We start from the raw sequence: 15,827 nt of genomic DNA, 5'->3' as shown, positions 1-15,827 counted from the left end.
GTGAGTGGCAAGGCGCGTTCTAACCCGCCTTACCACTCACGACCGGCGGGAGGAGGGCGAAGCCGAGCGCCAGGCCCAGCAGCAGCGGCAGGCCGTGGTTGTCGTGCACCAGCGTGTCCACCACGGCCAGCACCGGCGCGGCGAAGGCGATGATCCGGAACTGCATCGGCAGCACGACGCCGTAGCGGCGCGACGCCGCCATGACGACCGCCGCCAGTGCGCCGAGCAGGCCCGCCACGCACATCGAGTTGCCCGCGCCGACCGGGTTGAGCCACAGGTAGCTCATGACCTGCCCGAACAGGCCGCAGCCGAAGTACAGGACGAGCCAGCGGACGCGGCCGAACACGCGCTCGGCGAGCGTGCCGAAGACCGCCAGCCAGACCAGGTTCGACGTCAGGCCGAAGGCCCAGCCGTCCTGGAAGAACATGCCGGTGACCAGGCGGTACCACTCGCCGGCGTCGATGCGGGCGGCGTCGCGGTGCATCGCGTCGTACAGCGGCGGGTGCACCAGCTGCGCGATGCCGCACGCCAGCGTGACCACGAAGACCACGGCGGTCAGGTACGGACGGCGGGTCACCGGGGCGAGGGCACCGAACGGGGTGCGGGATGCGGTGGGCGTGGTCATGGACGAAAATCTAGGCGCGTCACCGCGGCCGCACCCCGTCCGTTTGTCACGTTCCGCCCAGGGAAAGGCACATCCATGCGAGCGACAGTCATCTACGGGGCCGGTGACGTGCGGGTGGAAACGGTCCCCGACCCCAAGCTGGCCGAGCCGACCGACGTCATCCTGCGGGTCGTGCGGTCCTGCATCTGCGGCAGCGACCTCTGGCCGTACGCCGACATGGCGCCGAGCGAGCACGGCCGCCGGATCGGGCACGAGTTCCTCGGGATCGTCGAGGAGGCCGGCGCGGACGTCACCAGTGTCAAGAAGGGTGACCTCGTCATCGCGCCCTTCGTCTACTCCGACAACACCTGCCAGTTCTGCCGGGAAGGGCTCCAGACGTCCTGCCTGCACGGCGGCTTCTGGGGCGCGAAGGGCGTCGACGGCGGCCAGGGCGAGGCGGTCCGCGTGCCGCAGGCCGACGGGACCCTCGTCAAGGTGCCGCACACCGAGGACGACACGCTGCTGGCGTCGCTCCTCACGCTGTCGGACGTCTTCCCGACCGGCCACCACGCGGCGACGAAGGCCCGCGTCACGAAGGGGCAGAACGTCACCGTGATCGGCGACGGCGCGGTCGGCCTGTCCGCCGTTCTCGCCGCGAAGCGCCTCGGCGCCGAGCGGATCGTCCTCATGGGACGCCACCGGGCGCGGACCGACCTCGGCCGCGAGTTCGGCGCGACGGACGTCGTCGCCGAGCGCGGCGAAGAGGGCATCGAGAAGGTGCGCGAGCTGACGAACGGCGAGGGCACGCACGCCGTCCTCGAGTGCGTCGGCACGAAGCCCGCCTTCGAGATGGCCGTCGGCGTCGTGCGCCCCGGCGGGGCGGTCAGCCGCGTCGGCGTGCCGCAGTACGAGGAGGGCCCCATCGGCCCGGCGCTGTTCCGGCGCAACATCACCGTCACCGGCGGCGTCGCCCCGGCCCGGCACTACATCCCCGAGCTGCTGCCGGACGTCCTCGACGGCAAGTACCAGCCCGGCAAGGTGTTCGACCGCACCATCGACGTCGAAGGCGTACCGGACGGCTACCGCGCAATGGCGGACCGCGAGGCGCTGAAGGTGCTCATCAAGCCGTGACCCGTCCGGGTGGGGGTCCACCGGCCGGGCCCCCACCTTGATTACGTTGGTACGCATGGACATGATCACCCCCGAGCCGCGCCCCGCCTGGATCGCCGGCCGCCCCGAAGCGGGCGCCACCACCCTCGTCGTGCACCACCCGTACGACGGCAGCGAGGTCGCCACGGTCGCCGTGCCCGGGCCGGAGCAGGTCGAACGCGCGGTGGCCGCCGCGGCGTCGGTCGCCAAGGAGTTCCGGCGCAGCCCCGCGCACCTGCGCGCGGGCGCGCTCGACCACGTCTCCCGGGTGCTCGCCGCGCGCGCCGAGGAGATCGCCGAGGTGATCACCGCCGAAAACGGCAAACCGCTCAAGTGGGCCGAGGCCGAGGTCAAGCGCGCGGTGTCGGTGTTCCGGATCGCCGCCGAGGAGGCCCGCCGCTTCACCGGCGACGTCCAGCGCCTCGACACCGACCCCGCGGGCGAGGCGCGGCTGGCGCTGACCCGCCGCGTCCCGCGCGGGCCGGTGCTCGGCATCGCGCCGTTCAACTTCCCGCTCAACCTGGTGGCGCACAAGGTGGCGCCGTCGCTGGCGATCGGCGCGCCGATCATCGTCAAGCCCGCACCGCGGACGCCCCTGTCGGCGCTGATCCTCGGCGAGATCCTGGCCGAGACGGACCTGCCGGAAGGCGCGTTTTCCGTGCTGCCGCTGGGAAACGAACAGACCCAGGCGCTCGTCGCCGACCCGCGGCTGCCGGTCGTGTCGTTCACCGGTTCCGGTCCGGTCGGCTGGGCCCTCAAGGACGCCGCGCCGCGCAAGCACGTCGTGCTGGAGCTCGGCGGCAACGCGGCGGCCGTCGTGCTGCGCGACTGGCCCGACCCCGAAGGCGCGGCGCACCGCATCGCGACCTTCGGCAACTACCAGGCCGGCCAGTCCTGCATCGCGGTGCAGCGGGTGATCGTGGACGCCGCCGTCGCCGAGGAGTTCGTGCCCGCCCTGGTGGAGGCCGTCGAGGCGCAGCGGACCGGCGACCCGTACGACCGCAACACCGACGTCGGCCCGGTGGTCGACGAAGCCGCCGCGGAGCGGATCATCGCGTGGGTCGACGAGGCCGTCGAAGCCGGCGCGAAGGTGCTCACCGGCGGCACCCGCGACGGCGCCACCGTCGCCCCGACGCTGCTCACCGACGTCCCCGCGGACGCGAAGGCCTGGAACGAGGAGATCTTCGGCCCGGTGCTCGCGGTGTCCGTTGTGGACGGTGTGGACGACGCCTTCCGCGCGGTCAACGAATCCGCGTACGGCCTGCAGGCCGGCGTCTTCACCACCGACGTCCAGCTGGCCTTCCACGCGGCGGCCGAGCTCGAGGTCGGCGGCGTGATCATCGGCGACGTCCCGTCCTACCGCGCCGACCAGATGCCCTACGGCGGCGTGAAGGGCTCCGGCGTCGGCCGCGAAGGCGTGCTCGCCGCGATGCACGACCTGACCGAAGAGCGCGTCACGGTCTTCACCGGCATCGACCTCTAGCCGAGTAGTGCCTAGGCCGCGGCGCGCTCGGCGAGCGGGCGGCGGCGCAGGGCGGGGTCGTGCACGGCCGGCGGCTGGTAGTTCTGGTCGAGCGCGCCGACGTTGGTGCCGGGCGGCACGATTTCGTCGATGCGGTCGAGGACGTCGTCGGTGAGCCGGACCTCGACGCCGGCCAGCAGGTCGTCGAGCTGGGGCATGGTCCGCGGGCCGAGCAGCGCGCTGGTGACGCCGGGGTGGGCGATGACGAAGGCCATCGCGAGGTGGGTCATCGGCAGGCCCGCTCCGGCCGCCAGCGGAACGAGCTGCTCGACGACGTCGAGCCGGCGTTCGTCGCTGAGGTGCTTGAGCAGGTGGGCCCGGCGCAGGTCGTTCCGCTCGCCCTTGCGGACGCGCCCGGTGAGCAGGCCCTGGCCGAGCGGACCCCAGATCAGCGTGCCCATGCCGAAGCGCTGGGCCAGCGGCAGCACCTCGCGTTCGATGCCGCGGTTGAGCAGGGAGTAGGCCGCCTGCTCGGCGCGGAACCGCGCCAGGCCGCGCCGTTCGGCGACCCACTGGGCCTCGACGATGTCGGACGCGAGGCTCTGGGACGTGCCGATCGCGCGGATCTTGCCGGCATGGAGCAGGTCGGTCAGCGCGGAAAGCGTTTCCTCGACGTCCGTCGCGGGATCGGTGCGGTGCAGCTGGTAGAGGTCGATGTGGTCGACCTGCAGGCGCCGCAAGGAGTTCTCGACGGCGGTGACGATCCAGCGCCGGGACGCGCCCTGGTGGCGCGGATCGTCACCGACCTGGCGGCCGAACTTGGTGGCGAGCACGACGTCGTCGCGGCGGCCCCGCAGCGCTTTGCCGACGACCTCCTCGGAGTCGCCGTAGGCGTCGGCGGTGTCGATGAAGTTGATGCCCACGTCCAGCGCCTTGTGGATCATGCGGGCGGAATCGTCCGGGTCGGGATTGCCGAAGGACGTCGCGAACATCATCGCGCCGAGCGCGTACGGGCTGACCTTGATCCCGGTCCGGCCGAGGGTGCGGTACTGCATGGTTTCTCTCCCGCCGAGGTGCCGGCCGGCGCGGATGCCGTACGCTGGCCGTAAGTGGAAAGCTATTCCGGAACTATACGGAAAGCCTTTCCGGTTACGCAACCGAGAGGGGCGAAGTGACCCAGGGAACCCGACGGCGGCGCGCCGACGCCCAGCGCAACCTCGATGCCTTGATCGAGGCGGCGCGGACGGTCTTCGACACCTCCGGCGTGGACGCCCCGGCCAAGGAGATCACGGACCTCGCCGGCGTCGGCGTCGGCACGCTGTACCGGCACTTCCCGCAGCGCTCGGACCTGGTCAAGGCGGTCGTGCGGACCGGGATCGACGCCGTCGCCGACGCCGGCCCCGCGCTGAGCGCCGCCCACCCGCCGGCGCAGGCGATCTCGCTCTGGATCGACCGGTTCGTCGAACTCCTCGAGACCAAACGCGGGCTCGCGTCGGCCCTGCACTCGGGCGATCGGGCGTTCGAAGGGCTGCCTGACTACTTCATGGAGCGGCTGGGTCCCACGCTCACCACCCTGCTCGACGCGGCGGCCGCCGACGGCGCGATCCGCGGTGACCTCGACGCCGTGGACCTTCTGCACGCGATCGCGCTGTTGTGCCAGCCCGTACCCGGCCGCGAGCCGGAGCGCGGCAGGCGCATGGTCGCCGTCCTCGTCGACGGCCTCCGCTACGGCGCCGCGGGACGGACGCCGGGCTAACTGACGACGCCCTGCCCGAACCGGAAGACGTTCTGCGGGTCGTACTTCTTCGCGACGTCCTGCAGGCGCTTGGCGTTGTCGCCGTAGTAGGCGGTCTTCCAGTCCGGCAGGGCCGGGTCGATGTAGTTGACGTACCCGCCGCCCGCGCCGGCCGCGGCGAGCCCGGCCACGACGTCGCCGACCGACTCCGCGACCTTCGCGCGGGTCTTCGCCGTCGCGGGCGCGTAGACCTGCACGCTGGCGAGTGCGTCGCGGTGCCAGAACGCGGTGGCGTCCTTGGCCGGGCCGGCGACCGCGCCGCCGAGGCCGTCGATGAGCAGGTCCATGCCCGTCCGGCCGTCGGCGACCTCGACGACCTGCGCGGCGTCGACCGGCGTGGTGATGATCCGCGACGAGGCGATGAACGACTGGCGGTTCGAACTTCCCTCGAAGTACTTCATGGCGCCGAGGTAGTCCAGGCTCTTCACCACCCGCTGCGTCGGCCGCGCGCCGGCGTTGGTGGTCAGGTTGTTCAGCAGCGTGTTCAGGCCCGCGACGCCCCCGACGTAGCAACCGCCGACGCGGCACTGGACCGGCGCCCCGCCCGAAAGCACCAGGTTCGCCCACAGCTCCGGCGGCATCGCGGCGATCCACTGCTGCCACGCGGCGAACACGCCGGCGGCGGACCCGGCCGGGAAGCGCAGGGAGAACACCGTCAGGTCCGGCGCCGGATCGGTGTCGAAGGTGAACTCGGTGACGACGCCGAAGTTGCCACCGCCCCCGCCGCGCAACGCCCAGAACAGGTCCGGTTCGGAGTCCGCGGACGCGGTGAGCGTCCGGCCGTCGGCCGTGACGATCTGCGCGGAGCTCAGGTGATCGCAGGTCAGGCCGTACTTGCGGGCGAGCACGCCGATGCCGCCGCCGAGGGTGAGCCCGGCGATCCCGACCGTCGGGCAGGACCCGGCGGGCAGCGCGCGCCCGGCCCGCGCCAGCGCGGCGTAGACGTCCCCCAGCTTGGCGCCGGCCCCGATCACGGCCTTGGTGCCCTGGACGTCGACCTTGTTCAGCGCGGCCACGTCGATGACCAGCCCGCCCTCGGGCACGGAGTAGCCGGCGTAGCTGTGGCCGCCGCTGCGCGCGGCGATGGTCACGCGCCCGGCGGCGGCCTGGAGGCAGTTCTGGACGTCCTGGACGGTCGACACGGTCGCGACGGCGACCGGGTTGTTGCCGTCGAAGAGCTGGTTGAACCCGTGCTTGGCGGTGCCGTAGCCGTCGGCGCCGGGGCGCACCAGGCCGCCGGCCAGCTGGCTGCGCAGGTCGTCCCAGTTCGGCGGCGCGCTCGGCAGCCGGCTGGCGGGCGGCGCGGACGTCGTGGCTTCCGGAGCGGTCGACGCGACCGGCGCCGAGGGGGTGTCGGGCCCGCACGCGGCGGCGACGGCGCCGGCCGCGGAGACACCGGCGATCCGCAGGAACGTCCGCCGCGGGACGCCGGACCGCCCCTGGTCGTGCTCACTGTCCACAGCGGACTCCTCGGGGCCGGGAACGCCCAGTGTAGAGCGGGCGCACGGCGTCCACCGGGCGGAGCGGACCGGTCACGCCCAGGCCGGGAGCGACGGCACGGCACCGTCGAGGCCGGCACCGTCGGAGCGCCCGCTGAGCCAGGCCAGCAGCGCCCCGGCCGACCCGCGGACGGTGGCCTTCGGGGCGGCGCCCATCGTCCACTCGAACCCGTCGGCGACCAGCCGCAGGGCGGGCAGGTGCGCCCCGCGCGCGGTGACGGCGTGCTGGACGACGTCCTCGGTGAGCGGCCCGAGCAGCGCGAGCACGCGGTCGAGGTCGCAGCCGCGGTCGAGGTCGGCGAGGTGGATGGTCAGTTCGGACAGCCGCATCCGCGCGACGACGGTTCCGGTGACGGGATCGCCCTGCCGGTTGCGCGCTTCCCGCGCCCAGGCGTCGTCGGGCAGCGTGGCGGCGTACTGCTCGAAGCGCCCGGCCGAGGCGACGAAGTCGGCGAGCAGGTCGCCGGCGGCGTGCTGGGCGCCGGCTTCGATGTCCCGTTCACGCGCCTCGGCACTGGGGTACATCGGCGTCTCGACGCCGGTGTTCGCCCAGGTCAGCAGGTTCCGCAGCCCGTCGGCGTTGCGGGCGACGTGCGCGAGCACGTGGGCGCGCGACCACCCGGGCAACGCGCTGGGAGCGCGCAGCTCGGGTTCGCCGAGGCCACCGATGGCCCGCGCCCACTCGTCGTCGAGCTTCCTGACCCCGTCGAGCAGGGCGTGTGCCTTTTCGGATGCCGTCACGGCCCCGAGTCTAGGAGGATCAGCGCAACGCGGCGGGCGCTTCGGCGGGGACGGCCGGGTTCTTCGGCGCGATCGGCTCCAACCGGACGTACCCCTCGTCCTGCGGCGGCCGCAGGTCCGCCTCGCCCTTGTTCGGCCAGAACGAGAACGCGCGCTCGGCCTGGGCCGTGATCGTCAGGGACGGGTTCACGCCCAGGTTGGCCGTGATCGCCGCGCCGTCCACCACCGACAGGCCCGGGTAGCCGAACACCCGGTGGTACGGGTCGATGACGCCCTCGTCGGGCGACGCGCCGATCGGGACGCCGCCGATGAAGTGGGCCGTCAGCGGGATGTCGAAGATCTCGCCCCACGTGCCGCCCGCGATGCCGCCGATGCGGTCCGCCGTGCGCTCGTTGGCTTCGTGGCCGGCCGGGATGAAGCTCGGGTTGGGCTCGCCGTGGCCCTGCTTCGACGTGTACTTGCGCCGCCCGAACAGACCGCGCTTCGTGTACGTCGTGATCGAGTTGTCCAGGCTCTGCATCACCAGCAGGATCACCGTGCGCTCGCTCCAGCGGTAGCCGTTGAGCAGCTTCGCCGCCTGGACCGGGTGCTTGAGCATGAACGTGACGGCCTGCCGCCAGCGCGGCACCGGCGAGGCGCCGTCGGTCGCGATCGTCTGCAGCAGGCTCATCGCGTTGCTGCCCTTGCCGTAGCGGACCGGCTCGATGTGGGTGTTCTCGTCCGGGTGGATCGACGACGTGATCGCGACCCCGCGGCTGAAGTTGCGGCTCTCGTCGACCTCGGTGCGAGCCGCGCCGATGATGGCCTCGGAGTTGGTGCGCGTCAGCTCACCGAGCCGGCGGGACAACCGCGGCAGCGTGCCGGTGTCCTTCATCCGGTGCAGCAGGTTCTGCGTGCCCCAGGTCCCGGCGGCGAAGACGACCTTCTCGGCCGTGATCGTCGTCCGGAACTTCTTCGAGGTGGTCCCGGTCTTCTTGAGGCTGACTTCGTAACCGCCGTCGACCGGCCGCACCGACGTCACCGTCGTCAGCGGGATGACCTGCGCGCCGTCCTGCTCGGCCAGGTACAGGTAGTTCTTGACCAGCGTGTTCTTCGCTCCGACGCGGCAGCCGGTCATACACGAGCCGCACTCGGTGCAGCCGACGCGGTCGGGACCGGCGCCGCCGAAGTACGGGTCCTTCGCCCGCTCGCCGGGCTTGCCGAAGTAGACGCCGACGGGCGTCGGGTGGAACGAATCGGCGACGCCCATGTCCTTCGCGACGTCGCGCATCACGACGTCCGACGGAGTCATGCTCGGGTTCGTGACGACGCCCAGCATCCGGCTCGCCTGGTCGTAGTGCGGCGCGAGCTCGGCTTCCCAGTCGGTGATGTGCGCCCACTGCCGGTCGCGGTAGAACGGCTTCAGCGGCCGGTACAGCGTGTTCGCGTAGACGAGCGAGCCGCCGCCGACGCCGGCTCCCGCCAGCACCATGACGTCGTTGAGCATGTGGATGCGCTGGATCCCGTAGCAGCCGACCTGCGGGGCCCACAGGTAGCGCTTGAGGTCCCACGACGTCTTCGCGAACTCGTCGTCGGCGAACCGGCGGCCCGCCTCGACGACGGCCACCCGGTAGCCCTTCTCGGTGAGCCGCAGCGCCGCGACGCTGCCGCCGAACCCCGACCCCACCACGACGACGTCGTAGTCGAAGCCATCTGCACTAGTGGTGGTGTTACTGGCAGTCACACCTTGAGCGTAGCTCCGGCTTCGCGTTCTGACCAGAGGTAAGTTACCGGCCAGTTACGCTTGTCCGATGACAACTGTGGGTACTTTTGAAGGTGCTCGATGTCCACGTCGGCGATGCACCGCCGAGCGGGACACCATTCCCAGGAGGCACCAGATGAGCCCACGAACGCTCACCGGGTGGCGCAAGTCGAGCCACAGCCACTTCGAGGAGAACGCCTGCGTCGAGATCGGCACCGGTCCCGGTGTCGTCGGGGTGCGGGACACCAAGGACCCGGCGCCGCACCCGGTCCTCGTCTACTCCGCCGACGCCTTCGCGGCGTTCCTCGCGCGGCTCACCGGCGAACGGTGAGCCCGACCCGCTGGAACTCCTTGAGGTCGGAGTAGCCCGTCTTCGCCATCGCCCGGCGAAGCGCCCCGAAGAGGTTCACCACGCCTTCCGCGTCGGACGACGGCCCGAACAGCAGGGTCTTGAGGTCGACGGCGTAGTCCGGCCCGGCCGCCACGCGCGAGCGCGGCAGCGACGGGTGCGCGGCCGCCGCCGTCCAGTACAGGCCCTGTCCGGGCGCGTTCGACGCGGCGGCCAGCGGAGAGCCGAGCATGACGGCGTCCGCGCCGCACGCGATGGCCTTGGCGATGTCGCCCGACACCGTCATGCCGCCGTCGGCGAGGACGTGGACGTACCGGCCGCCCGTCTCGTCGAGGTAGTCGCGGCGGGCGGCCGCGGCGTCGATGATCGCCGTCGCCATCGGGACGCCGATGCCGAGCACGCGGTCGGTGCTGGTCACGCCCGGGGTGTAGCCGTGGCCGACGATGACACCGGCCGCGCCGGTGCGCATGAGGTGCATCGCGGTGCGGTAGTCGCTGACGCCGCCGGCGATCACCGGGACGTCGAGGCGGCCGATGAAGTCCTTGAGGTTCAGCGGCTCGGCGTCGCGCTGGACGTGCTCGGCGGAGATGATCGTGCCCTGCACGACGAGGATCTCGACGCCGGCCGCGATCAGGTCGGGCGTCAGCTCGGCGGCGTGCTGCGGGCTGACGCGCGCGGCCACCGTGACACCGGACTCGCGCACGGTCTTGATCGCCTCGGTCAGCAGGTCGAGCCGGATCGGCGCGGCGTGCAGCTCCTGCAGCACGCGGCCGACCGCGGTCGGGTCTTCGAGGTCCTCGGCCGCGCGGACCAGCTGGAAGATGGCGTCCTCGACGTTCGCGTGCCGCGCCCAGAGCCCTTCGGCGTTCAGCACGCCCAGGCCACCCAGCTCGCCGACGGCGACCGCGGTGCCGGGCGAGACGATCGCGTCGGTCGGGTGCGTGACGAGCGGCAGGTCGAACCGGTACGCGTCGATCTGCCAGGCGGTGGACACCACCGAGGACGAGCGAGTCCGCCGCGACGGCACGATCTCCACATCGTCGAGGTCATACGCCCGCCGCGCGGTGCGGCCCATCCCGATCTCGACCAGGTCCCGCACGTGAAGCCTCCTCCGCCGACGACAATCTGCCGTGCCCCATTGTCGCTAGGCCGCGTGGGTGACGCGCGCACGGGGGTCTACACGCGCACGAAGACCGCGATCGGCGCCAGCAGCGCCCCCAGCGCCAGGGCCAGCCAGGTCGCCACCGGCGGGTAGACGTTCAGCCGGACCGCGCCGAAGTACACCGCGCCCAGGGCGAGCAGGGCCGCCGTGATCAGCAGGACCGGCCGCACCACGCCGGAGCGCAGGTCGACCACGCCACCGCCGGCGCGCAGGTAGGCGATGCTGCCGTCCGCTGTCGACACGTCGAGCGTGACCGGCTGGCCGGCCGGCAGGTCCAGGCCGGGATCCACCGCGGTGACACGGTACTGCCGGCCGTCGGCGTCGACCGCGATGGTGTGGCTCACCGCGTCCTCGTTGCCGCCGACCGGGAGCGCGCCGCGCTCGTGGGAAGTCACGTGGCCCTCGACGCGGTACGTCGGCGCGTCGCGCCCGGCCAGGGCCTGGCACATCAGGCAGACCACGCCGCCGAGGAACAGGGACACCAGGGCGACGGCCGTGAAGAACACCCTGCGCAGGACCGTCATGTGTCCTAGTGCACACCACGACTGCCACGCAACGCGATAGACCGATTACCGTAAGCACGCTAGGTCACCGTGACTCAGCGAGAAGCCCGCACTTCGGACCGGGTCCGGAGTGCGGGCCACGCTGCGGGCCGTAGCGGAAAAGGACTCAGCGAGTGGTGTAGTTGGGCGCTTCGACCGTCATCGTGATGTCGTGCGGGTGGCTCTCCTTGAGCCCGGCCGCGGTGATCCGGACCAGCTGCGCCTCCTGCAGCTGCGCGATCGTCTCGGCGCCGGCGTAGCCCATACCCGCGCGCAGGCCGCCGACCAGCTGGTGCACGACGTTGGCCAGCGGGCCGCGGAACGGGATGCGGCCCTCGATGCCCTCCGGGACCAGCTTGTCCTCGTTGAGCACGTCGTCCTGGGCGTAGCGGTCCTTCGAGTAGGACTTGCCCTGGCCGCGGGACTGCATCGCGCCCAGCGAGCCCATGCCGCGGTAGACCTTGAACTGCTTGCCGTTGACCAGGATCAGGTCACCCGGCGACTCGGCGGTGCCGGCCAGCAGGCTGCCCAGCATCACCGTGGACGCGCCGGCCGCGATGGCCTTCGCGATGTCGCCCGAGTACTGGATGCCGCCGTCGCCGATCACCGGGATGCCCGCCGGGCGCGCAGCCTGGTCGGCCTCGTAGATCGCCGAGATCTGCGGCACGCCGACGCCCGCGACGATCCGGGTGGTGCAGATGGAGCCCGGCCCGACGCCGACCTTGATGCCGTCCGCGCCCGCGTCGACCAGCGCCTGCGCGCCGGCCCGGGTCGCGACGTTGCCGCCGACGATGTCGACCGAGTCGCCCAGCTCCTTCTTCAGCAGCGCGACCGTGTCGACGACCGCGCGGGAGTGCCCGTGGGCGGTGTCGACCATCAGGACGTCGACGCCCGCGTCGGCCAGCGCCATCGCGCGCTGGTGGCCGTCCGGGCCGACGCCGACCGCGGCGCCGACGATGAGCCGGCCGTCCGGGTCCTTCGTCGCCTTCGGGTACTGCTCGGTCTTGACGAAGTCCTTGACCGTGATCAGGCCGCGGAGCTTGCCGGCGCCGTCGACGATCGGCAGCTTCTCGATCTTGTGCCGGCGCAGCAGGCCGAGCGCGGCGTCCGCCGAGACGCCGACCTGGGCGGTGACCAGCGGCGGCTTCGTCATCACCTCGGACACCGGGCGGCTGTGGTCCACCTCGAACCGCATGTCGCGGTTGGTGATGATGCCCACCAGCGTCCCGGCGGCGTCGGTGACCGGCACGCCGGAGATGCGGAACTTGGCGCACAGGGCGTCGACCTCGGCCAGCGTCGCGTCCGGCGCGCAGGTGACGGGGTCGGTGACCATGCCGGCTTCGGACCGCTTGACGACCTCGACCGCGGCGGCCTGTTCGTCGATCGGCAGGTTGCGCTGCAGGACGCCGATGCCGCCCTGGCGGGCCATCGCGATCGCCATCCGGGCCTCGGTGACGGTGTCCATCGCCGCGGACACCAGCGGGACGCCGAGGGTGATGTTCCGGGTCAGCCGGGAGCTCGTGTCGACGGCGCTGGGGACGACGTCCGATTCGGCCGGCAGCAGCAGCACGTCGTCGAAAGTCAGGCCGAGCATGGCGAACTTGGCCGGAACGGGGGCGGTGGTGCCGTCGCTGGTCATAGCGGGTGAAGGGCCTTCCTGGCGCGGGATGAGCGTGTCGCTGTGGCGACTCGGAGCCTTCCCCTCATGATATCCACCGCGTGCCGCCCGCCCCGGGCGGTGGGCGAGCCGGCGGGGCCGCCCGGTACCGTGCAGGCCGTGGCGCATGATGTCCTGCCTCCAGACCCGTTCGCGGACGACCCGGACGACCCGGCCCGCGCTTTCGGAGACCCCGAGGACCGGCTGGACGAGCCGATCAGCGACTCCGAACGCACCGAGCTACTGGCCGACCTCTCCGATCTGGCCGTCTACCAGGCCCTGCTCGAACCCCGCGGGGTTCGCGGGATCGTCGTCGACTGCGGCGAGTGCGACGAACCGCACTACCACGACTGGCACCTGCTGCGAGCGAGCCTCGAGCAGCTGCTGGCCGACGGGCGGATGCGCCCGCACGAGCCGGCCTACGACCCGAACCCCGGCGACTACGTCAGCTGGGACTACTGCCGCGGCTTCGCCGACGGCGTGACGGCCAACGAAAGCGCCTACTGAGCGCCCCTCCAGCCACGAAAAAGCCCTGGTGAGTTTGCTCACCAGGGCTTTCCTCGTGGCTGCTGCTACGGCGTCTCGCTGACGCCCTGCGGCGTACCGCCCGCGGACTCACTGCGCGGCGTACCCGGCTCGTTGCCGGTCGCACCGGTGGTGGTCGGCGGTGGCGCGGTCGTCGTCGGCGGCGCCGGGGTCGTGGTCGGCGGCGGGGGTGTCGGTGTCGGTGTCACGCTGCCCGGCAGGCTCGTTGTCCCGCTGCCGCTGCCGGGGAGGGACGACGCCGACCCGGCCGGCGGCACCTGGCTCGTCGGCGCACCCGGCGAGACTGGCGGCACCGAGGTCTGGATCGGACCCTGCACCGGCGCGTCGGGGTTCTGGAGCTGGGCGGCGAGCTGCCGGTGCTGCTCCATCAGCTGGTCGCGGTTCTCCTCGTCGGTGACCTGCGACAGGGCGGCCTGGGCGTCCTGGAGGGCCTGGCGGGCGAGGTCGAGGTTGCCCCCGGCGATGGCGAGGTTGGCCTTCTCGAGGTCGAGCTTGGCGGTCGCGGCCGCCTCGACCGAGCGGGTGTGGTCGGAGTACAGGACCTTGGCGAGGCCCCATAGCGTGTCGCCGGGTTGCGCGGAGCGCGCGGCCAGCCCGGTGCCGGTGAACGCGATCGCCAGCACGGCGGCGGCGACGGCGACCGGGACGAGCAGCCTGCGGCGGCGTCCGCCCGAGGCGTGCCGCTTCGCGAGAGCGGCGGTGCTGACGGTGCGCACGGCGGTGTCGACGTCGACGAGCTCGGCCAAGGGCTCGCTGTCGATGTCTCTTCGCCACGCCACCAGCAACGCGTTGAGCTCCTGGTCGCCGAGACCGTCGGCCAGCGCCGGGTCGGACCCGCCGAGCGCATCGAGCAGCGCGTCGTCGGCTTGCACGGCCGACAGGTCGGCGGCGAACTCCGCCTCCGACGCCGTCAGGCCACTGCCGAAGACGTCATCCGGCTCGAATCTCTTCTCGTGACCGGTCACTCAGATCACCTCCTCCGCGGCCAGGACCTTTCTCAGCCGCGCGAGGGCGCGGTGCTGGGCGACGCGGACGGCGCCGGGCGTGGAGCCGACCGCGTCCGCGGTCTCCTCCGCCGACAGGCCCACGACCACGCGCAACACCACGATCTCCCGCTGCTTGTCCGGCAGCACCTGCAACAACTGGGACATCCGCTCGTTCAGTTCACCTTGCAGCGCCCGCTGCTCGGGGCCGACCCCGACCTCGACCTCGTCGGGGATCTCGGCCACCGGCTCGGCCCGGTTGCGCGCGGCCGCGCGGTGCGCGTCGGCCACCTTGTGCTGCGCGATCCCGTAGACGAACGCCAGAAAAGGGCGGCCTTGGTCACGGTACGAAGGCAATGCCGTTAGCACCGCGAGACACACCTCCTGCGCAACGTCGTCTGCGGAAGCGAACGATCGCTCCTGCCTGCCAACCCGGGCGCGGCAATACCGCACTACCAGTGGACGGATAGCAGCCAGCAGCCGCTCCACTGCCTGGGGATCTCCCTCGACAGCAGCGGCGACCGGCTCATCCAGTCCATCCCCCACATTGGCCATCGCAGACAACAGTCCCAGTGTTACGTGTAGGTGGGCAAAGAACCCGGCCCGTGGTCGCCTCCACCGCGCACCGGTGACCGCTACCGTACCTGCGGCCCGGTCCGGTGCGGCGCGCGCGGTGCTCCCCGGCGTGCCGCGGCCTCCGTAGCCGCGGAAATACGGATTGTCGTGCAGACCCGTGGTCGGCATCGTCGATTCAACGAGTGAACGGCGGCACGGATACGAGAACCGTCGGAGGGACGGCGCCGGGCGGCGAACGGCCGCGGGGCTGCCCTGGCGGGCGCCGGTGGGTGATGGGGACCACACAGGTACGGGCCAGGGCGGTGCGCCCTGGCCCGTCGTCACCTGTGAACCGGCCGTGTCAGGAACGGGGAGAGCAGCAGGTCAGCTGACCAGGCCGCGGCGGAAGCCGTGCGCCACGGCCTGCGCGCGGTCGCGCACGCCGAGCTTGCGGAACAGCCGCCGGGCGTGGGTCTTGACCGTGTCCTCGGACAGGTAGAGCTCGCGGCCGATCTGGCCGTTGCTCTTGCCCTGGCTCATCCCGCGGAGTACCTGAAGCTCGCGCTCGGTCAGCTGGACGCCCGGGTCGGACGGCTGACGGGGCGCGGGCACCGAGGTGCTCGCGAGGGTGTGGGCCAGCGCGGCGACCAGCTCCGGCCGGGACGCGTCCCAGCGGAGGTAGCCGCGGGCACCGCCGGCGATCGCGGCGGCGATGCTGCCCGCGTCGTCCGGAGCACCGAAGACGATGACGTTCGCCTGGGGGTTGGCCGAGACGAGCCGCCGGGTGGCTTCGACACCCGTCGGGACCGCGCGTTGCGTCCCGACCAGCACGACGTCGACGGGCTGACGGGAGTACCGGGCCAGCAGCTCGTCACCGTGCGCTACGCAGTCGATGCGACTGACCCCAGGGACCGCGGACATCACTCGGGTGAGCCCTTCACGGACACTGCGTCGGTCGTCGCAGATCAAGACCGTCGTCACGGGGTTTCCTTCCTGCAGCCGGGTGACATTCCTCTTCCCCTATCGGACGCTTTAGCCCGAA

The 15,827-nt window shown here is 72.1% G+C and carries 16 protein-coding genes; 5 read left to right on the top strand and 11 right to left on the bottom strand.

Translation table 11 applies throughout. From position 1 onward, the window contains the following. Positions 1-19 precede the first annotated feature (19 nt). On the bottom strand, positions 20-625 hold the full coding sequence (locus AB0M93_RS47240; RefSeq protein ID WP_364287609.1) for a rhomboid family intramembrane serine protease: 606 nt from the start codon (positions 623-625) through the stop codon (positions 20-22). Between the two features lie 75 nt (positions 626-700). Here AB0M93_RS47240 and AB0M93_RS47235 point away from each other — a divergent pair, with 75 nt between their 5' ends. Together AB0M93_RS47235 and AB0M93_RS47230 are read left to right on the top strand one after the other, a co-directional pair. After that, a complete protein-coding gene (locus AB0M93_RS47235) occupies positions 701-1,735 on the top strand; it encodes a zinc-dependent alcohol dehydrogenase family protein (RefSeq protein ID WP_364287606.1) in 1,035 nt (344 codons plus the stop codon). Between the two features lie 55 nt (positions 1,736-1,790). Further along, positions 1,791-3,236, top strand: a complete 1,446-nt coding sequence (locus AB0M93_RS47230; RefSeq protein WP_364287603.1) for an aldehyde dehydrogenase family protein — start codon at positions 1,791-1,793, stop codon at positions 3,234-3,236. Positions 3,237-3,247: 11 nt separating this feature from the next. On the opposite strand, the gene AB0M93_RS47225 is transcribed toward AB0M93_RS47230, so the two are convergent. After that, positions 3,248-4,270, bottom strand: coding sequence for an aldo/keto reductase (locus AB0M93_RS47225; protein WP_364287600.1), 1,023 nt, complete (start codon positions 4,268-4,270; stop codon positions 3,248-3,250). A gap of 116 nt (positions 4,271-4,386) precedes the next feature. Between AB0M93_RS47225 and AB0M93_RS47220 the strand changes: the two genes are divergently transcribed. Further along, positions 4,387-4,971: a TetR/AcrR family transcriptional regulator gene (locus AB0M93_RS47220; protein WP_364287597.1), complete on the top strand. Its 585-nt coding sequence runs from the start codon at positions 4,387-4,389 to the stop codon at positions 4,969-4,971. Here the strand turns inward: AB0M93_RS47220 and AB0M93_RS47215 are convergent. The 3 genes from AB0M93_RS47215 to AB0M93_RS47205 form a co-directional block, all read right to left on the bottom strand. Further along, a complete protein-coding gene (locus AB0M93_RS47215; protein WP_364287594.1) occupies positions 4,968-6,470 on the bottom strand; it encodes an FAD-binding oxidoreductase in 1,503 nt (500 codons plus the stop codon). The two genes, AB0M93_RS47220 and AB0M93_RS47215, sit on opposite strands and share 4 nt — an antisense overlap. 72 nt (positions 6,471-6,542) lie before the next feature. Next, positions 6,543-7,250 carry a maleylpyruvate isomerase family mycothiol-dependent enzyme gene (locus AB0M93_RS47210; RefSeq protein WP_364287591.1) on the bottom strand — a complete coding sequence of 236 codons (708 nt, stop codon included), beginning with the start codon at positions 7,248-7,250 and terminating at the stop codon, positions 6,543-6,545. 19 nt (positions 7,251-7,269) lie between these two features. Further along, a complete protein-coding gene (locus tag AB0M93_RS47205) occupies positions 7,270-8,973 on the bottom strand; it encodes a GMC family oxidoreductase (RefSeq protein ID WP_364287588.1) in 1,704 nt (567 codons plus the stop codon). A gap of 154 nt (positions 8,974-9,127) precedes the next feature. Between AB0M93_RS47205 and AB0M93_RS47200 the strand changes: the two genes are divergently transcribed. Further along, positions 9,128-9,322, top strand: coding sequence for a DUF397 domain-containing protein (locus AB0M93_RS47200; protein WP_364287585.1), 195 nt, complete (start codon positions 9,128-9,130; stop codon positions 9,320-9,322). Here the strand turns inward: AB0M93_RS47200 and AB0M93_RS47195 are convergent. From AB0M93_RS47195 to guaB, 3 genes are all read right to left on the bottom strand, one after another. Then, entirely contained in the window at positions 9,306-10,439 is a 1,134-nt protein-coding gene (locus AB0M93_RS47195) for a GuaB3 family IMP dehydrogenase-related protein (protein ID WP_364287582.1), read from the bottom strand. The genes AB0M93_RS47200 and AB0M93_RS47195 overlap by 17 nt on opposite strands. 77 nt (positions 10,440-10,516) lie before the next feature. Next, positions 10,517-11,026 (bottom strand): hypothetical protein, encoded by a 510-nt coding sequence (locus AB0M93_RS47190; RefSeq protein WP_364287579.1) that lies wholly within the window; start codon positions 11,024-11,026, stop codon positions 10,517-10,519. Between the two features lie 145 nt (positions 11,027-11,171). Next, on the bottom strand, positions 11,172-12,683 hold the full coding sequence (guaB, locus tag AB0M93_RS47185; protein WP_364287576.1) for an IMP dehydrogenase: 1,512 nt from the start codon (positions 12,681-12,683) through the stop codon (positions 11,172-11,174). A gap of 129 nt (positions 12,684-12,812) precedes the next feature. Here guaB and AB0M93_RS47180 point away from each other — a divergent pair, with 129 nt between their 5' ends. Then, entirely contained in the window at positions 12,813-13,208 is a 396-nt protein-coding gene (locus tag AB0M93_RS47180) for a DUF5319 domain-containing protein (RefSeq protein WP_003073549.1), read from the top strand. A 65-nt stretch (positions 13,209-13,273) separates the two neighbouring features. Here AB0M93_RS47180 and AB0M93_RS47175 read toward each other — a convergent pair whose 3' ends face one another. From AB0M93_RS47175 to AB0M93_RS47165, 3 genes are all read right to left on the bottom strand, one after another. Continuing rightward, positions 13,274-14,212 (bottom strand): anti-sigma-D factor RsdA, encoded by a 939-nt coding sequence (locus tag AB0M93_RS47175; protein WP_364287573.1) that lies wholly within the window; start codon positions 14,210-14,212, stop codon positions 13,274-13,276. Next, the gene (locus AB0M93_RS47170) at positions 14,213-14,785 is read right to left on the bottom strand and encodes a sigma-70 family RNA polymerase sigma factor (protein ID WP_043786628.1); all 573 of its coding nucleotides are present in this window, start codon (positions 14,783-14,785) and stop codon (positions 14,213-14,215) included. It abuts the gene before it with no gap. Between the two features lie 384 nt (positions 14,786-15,169). Next, entirely contained in the window at positions 15,170-15,766 is a 597-nt protein-coding gene (locus AB0M93_RS47165; RefSeq protein ID WP_003073605.1) for a response regulator transcription factor, read from the bottom strand. Positions 15,767-15,827: the final 61 nt, after the last annotated feature.

This window comes from Amycolatopsis sp. NPDC051102, from assembly GCF_040682815.1.
In the GTDB taxonomy this organism is placed as follows: Bacteria; Actinomycetota; Actinomycetes; order Mycobacteriales; family Pseudonocardiaceae; genus Amycolatopsis.
Note: the sequence above shows the minus strand (reverse complement) of the source record. Positions and strands in the feature narration are given on the sequence as shown.